The 4152-nt window shown below is 69.4% G+C and carries 4 protein-coding genes and 1 pseudogene; all 5 read right to left on the reverse strand.

Features of this window, described 5'->3' with window-relative positions:
- Positions 1-434 (reverse strand): annotated as a pseudogene (locus AB0C29_RS36660) (sensor histidine kinase); the annotation flags it as partial.
- Positions 435-519: 85 nt separating this feature from the next.
- Entirely contained in the window at positions 520-1317 is a 798-nt protein-coding gene (locus tag AB0C29_RS36665) for a glycerophosphodiester phosphodiesterase family protein (RefSeq protein WP_360830380.1), read from the reverse strand.
- Positions 1314-1649, reverse strand: coding sequence for a rhodanese-like domain-containing protein (locus tag AB0C29_RS36670; RefSeq protein WP_360546513.1), 336 nt, complete (start codon positions 1647-1649; stop codon positions 1314-1316). The genes AB0C29_RS36665 and AB0C29_RS36670 overlap by 4 nt, the downstream gene beginning before the upstream one ends.
- Positions 1650-1664: 15 nt before the next feature.
- On the reverse strand, positions 1665-2870 hold the full coding sequence (locus AB0C29_RS36675; protein ID WP_360830383.1) for an LCP family protein: 1206 nt from the start codon (positions 2868-2870) through the stop codon (positions 1665-1667).
- Positions 2871-3034: 164 nt separating this feature from the next.
- Positions 3035-4147: an LCP family protein gene (locus AB0C29_RS36680; protein ID WP_360830386.1), complete on the reverse strand. Its 1113-nt coding sequence runs from the start codon at positions 4145-4147 to the stop codon at positions 3035-3037.
- Between the last annotated feature and the right edge of the window lie 5 nt (positions 4148-4152).

Below are 4152 nucleotides of genomic sequence, written 5' to 3' on the forward strand. Positions count from 1 at the left end.
GCGAGCAGCTCCAGCACGTCGTGGTGCTCGGGGCCGGGCTCGCCGTCCTGTTCGCCGTAGAAGACGTGCAGGGAACCGACGACCAGGCCGCCGATCTCGCACCGGGCGCCGAGCACCCGGTGGTGCTCGCCGTCGAGCTGGGCGGCCGTCTCGTCGTCGAGGGGGACCAGCTGGGTGCGGCTGCCGGTGGTCAGCCGGGCGTCCGCGCGGTCGACCCGGCGGCCCAGCGCGCGGGCGCAGATGCCGCTGGCGGCGATGATCCGGCCGTGCCCGGGGCTGTACTCGGCGAAGCCGGCGCCGAGCCCGCCCAGCACGTCCTGGGCCAGGCGGACGAGCTGGTTCAGCACGGCCAGGCCGGCCTCACCGGCGTTGATCCGCCTCAGAAGCTCGATCTGCCCACGCGTCAGCGCGGCGTAGTCGGGACGATCCGGCATGTCTGCGAGTCTGCCTCGCTTACGGGCTTTTGGGCAGAGCGGTTGGTGTGGATCTTGCCGCTAACCGGGTCGAGAGTGGCCGGGGTCACACAGGCGGTACCTTCTCGAGGCGGTCGAGCACGAACTTCGGCCGGTCGCTGATGATGCCGTCGGGTCGCTGGGCCAGCACCAGATCAAGATCCGGTTCCTCGTTGACGGTCCAGATGTAGGTCTGGTGGCCGGCGGCGCGCAGCGCGGAGACCAGCTGCGGGCGGGACCGGATCAGGCCGATCCCGGGACCGGCGATCCGAGCACCGAACGGCAGCCGGCCGCCGCCCACGCCGGGTGGCACGATCTCCAGCAGGTAGACCGTCGGGATCTGCGGGGCCAGCCGGCGGATCCGGCGCAGGGCGAGGGCCGCGAACGACATGACGGTCACGTGGATGGGATCGTCGGGCTTCGGCTCCGCCAGGCCGTACCGGCGCAGCATCTCGACCAGCCGGCGCTCGACGTCGGCGCCGTACCGTGACGGGTGTTTGGTCTCGATGAGTAGGCGCACCGGGCGGCCGCGGTCACGCAGAGCGGTGAGCAGCCGATCCAGCGTGAGCAGCCGGACGTGGTCCGCCAGCCACTCCTCGGCCGCCGCGGCCGGGTGCCAGGAGGCGAAGTCGAGCTCCTCCAACTGGGCCAGGGTCTTGGCGCTGACCAGACCGGTGCCGTTGCTGGTCCGGTTGAGCCGCCGGTCGTGCACGCACACCAGATGCCCGTCACGGGTCAGCCGGACGTCGCACTCGACGCCGTCGGCGCCCTCGTCGAGGGCGCGCAGATAGGCCGCCAGAGTGTGCTCCGGCAGCGCGTCGGCTCCGCCCCGGTGGGCGAAGACCAGAGGCCGGCCGGAGGTCACAGGACGCGGGGTGGCTGACCGTTCTCGCTGACGACATCGCGACCGTCGCCGGCCCACGCCTGCATGCCGCCGTCGAGGTTACGGACGTTGTCCCACCCGTTGCCCATCAGGTACGACACCACCTGGCCGGAGCGCCCGCCGGAGCGGCACACCACCACGACCTCGGTGTCCTGGGGGATCTCGGCGACGCGCGCCGGGACCTCCATCATCGGCAGGTGGTGGGCGCCGGGCGCGTGGCCCGCCGTCCACTCGTCGGGCTCCCGCACGTCGAGCAGGTAGGCCGTGGGCTGCACCTGGGACGGCGTCACGCTGGGTACCTGAGGTCCGAACACCCGACCAGCGTAGAGCTACTTCTCCTGGGCCACGACGTCCGGGTTGCCGATGATGAAGTCGGCGAGTTTGTCCTGCTTGACGGCCCGGTACATGTCCATCGTCTTGGGCGTGATCGCCTCGCGGCCCTTGCCGTTGCCGGCGAACGAGCCGTTGTTGCTGCGCAGCAGCACCAGGTCATTGGCCGCCACCCCCTTGAGGGTGAAGATGAAGTCCGCGACCGGCACGCCGCCGGTGTCCAGCACGAAGGCCTTGCCGGCGGCCTTCATCAGCCCGCTGACCTTCACCGGGTTGGTCAGCACACCGCTGCCGCTGGCCTTCTTGGCCATCGCCTTGATCAGCTGCTGCTGGTGGCGCTGGCGGTCGTAGTCGCCGTTCTTGAGACCGTAGCGCTGGCGGGCGTAGTCGAGGGCCTCCCAGCCCTCCATCTCCCGGCAGCCCTTCTCGTGCCAGATCGGCGTCTGGGACTTGCCGGTCTTGCGGGCCTCCGCGAGATACATCGGCTTGCCGCCCACCTTGACCATGTGGTGCGACTTGACCCGCTGGTCCACGCACATCTTCACGCCCTTGAGCGCGTCGATGACGCCCTTGAAGCCGTTGAAGTCGATGATGGCCGCGCCGTCGAAGCTGATGCCCGTCGTGTTCTTCAGGGTCTGGGCCATGAGCTGCGCGCCGCCGGCCCAGCCGCCGCCGTTCTGGGCGCCGTGGAAGAACGCCTCGGTGGCCTTGGCGGTGCCGCCCGGGTATTTGCTCTTGGCGAAGGCGGGGACCTGCACCTCGGTGTCGCGCGGGACCGAGACGAGGTACGCCTGGTCGTGGCTGGCCGGGATGTGCAGGATGATGATCGTGTCGGCGTGCAGGTCGTCGACGGCCCAGCGCTTGCGCGCGTCCACGCCCATCAGCAGCAGGTCGATCGGGCCCTTGAGGCTGTTGCCGCCCTCGGCCGCCGTCTTCTTGGTGTTGCCGAGCAGGTTGTCCTGCGTGACGGCACTGGTCGCGCTGCTGACCACCCACTTGGTGCCGACGATGCCGGCGCCGCTGGCCATCATCAGGACCGCGCCGAAGATCAGGGTCGCCTTGGCCCAGACCGGGTCCTTCTTGCCCTTGGTGCCCTTCTTGCCACCCTTGGGCGGGCCGGGCGGCCCGGCCGGGGCGGTGCGCTTGGGGGCCGTGACGGCGTCCCGATCCAGCGACGAAGCACGTCGGGGGGTCTGGACGGTCATGCGCTCTCCAAGCGGGTCGGGATCCGGGCGGACATCACTGTACGTTCAACTTCGATCTCTTGCGAGGCCTTGTGCGTTTCATATCGATGACACGCAGCGTTAAACAAAGGGCGCGGGCCGGCGGTGACCGCCGACCCGCGCCCTTTGCCCGGGTTAGTGCCGGATCAGCCGTTGGCCTGGCTCGCCGGCGTCTTCGTCGAGGTCATCCACTCATCCATCTTGTCGGCAGCGATCGCCTTGTACAAAGCAAGTGCCTTCTCCCGATCGGAGACGACGACGCTCTGTCCGGAGATCGTCTGACTGCCCAGGTTGGGGCTCGTGATGAAGGTGAGGTTCTCGCCGCGCAGGCTGCGGAACTGCAGGGCCATGTCGGTCAGGGAGAAGTCCTGGTCGGCGGTGATCGCGCTGGTGGTCGCCTTGAGGAAGTCGTTGAGCTTGGCCGGGTTGCTCAGCGTGCCGGAGCTGGCCGCCTTGTCCATCAGCGCCTTCAGGAACTCCTGCTGGTGCTGCATGCGGGCGAAGTCGCCGCGGGCGAACTGCTTGCGCTGGCGGATCCAGTCGAGCGCCTCGGCACCGTTCATGTGCATGGTGCCCTTCTTGAACTTGCGGAACGGCTTGTGGATCGAGGTGATGTTCTGCTCGACCTTGAGGTCCACGCCGCCGAGCGCGTCGGTGACCTCCTTGAAGCCGCCGAAGTCGATCGCCAGCACGTGGTCGAGGTGCACGTCGGTCATGCACTCCACGGTCCGTACGGCGCGGGGCAGACCACCGAAGGCGAACGCCGCATTGATCTTGGCGCGGCTGCCGCTGCTGCAGTCCGCCGAGTTGCCGGAGGGGATCTGCACCCACAGGTCGCGGGGGATCGACACCAGCTGGGCGGACTTGTGGTCGGCCGGGATGTGCATGACGATCAGCGTGTCCGCACGCCACTCGTTGGTGTCTTCCTTGGTCGCGTCCGGGTCCCGGGAGTCGCTGCCGACCAGCAGGATGTTGAGCGCGCCGTCGACGGTCTTGACCGGGCGGCCCTTGGTGATGTCGGAGAAGGCGTCGGTGCGCTTGAGGTCGTCGTTGAGACCGTTGGCGTAGCCGTACAGCGAGATGCCGGCGACCAGACCGCCGACCAGCACCACCGCGCCGACGACCATCGCGATCCGGCCCCAGCGCGGCTTGCGCTTGCCCTTGTACGGCCGCCCGGGGTAGTTGCCGCCGCCACCGGGTCCCCGCGGCGGGCCGGCCGGTCCGCCGCGGTACGCGCACCGCAAAGTCACGTGACACACACGCC

It is taken from the genome of Actinoplanes sp. NPDC048791 (assembly GCF_040650095.1).
Classification (GTDB): Bacteria; Actinomycetota; Actinomycetes; order Mycobacteriales; family Micromonosporaceae; genus Actinoplanes.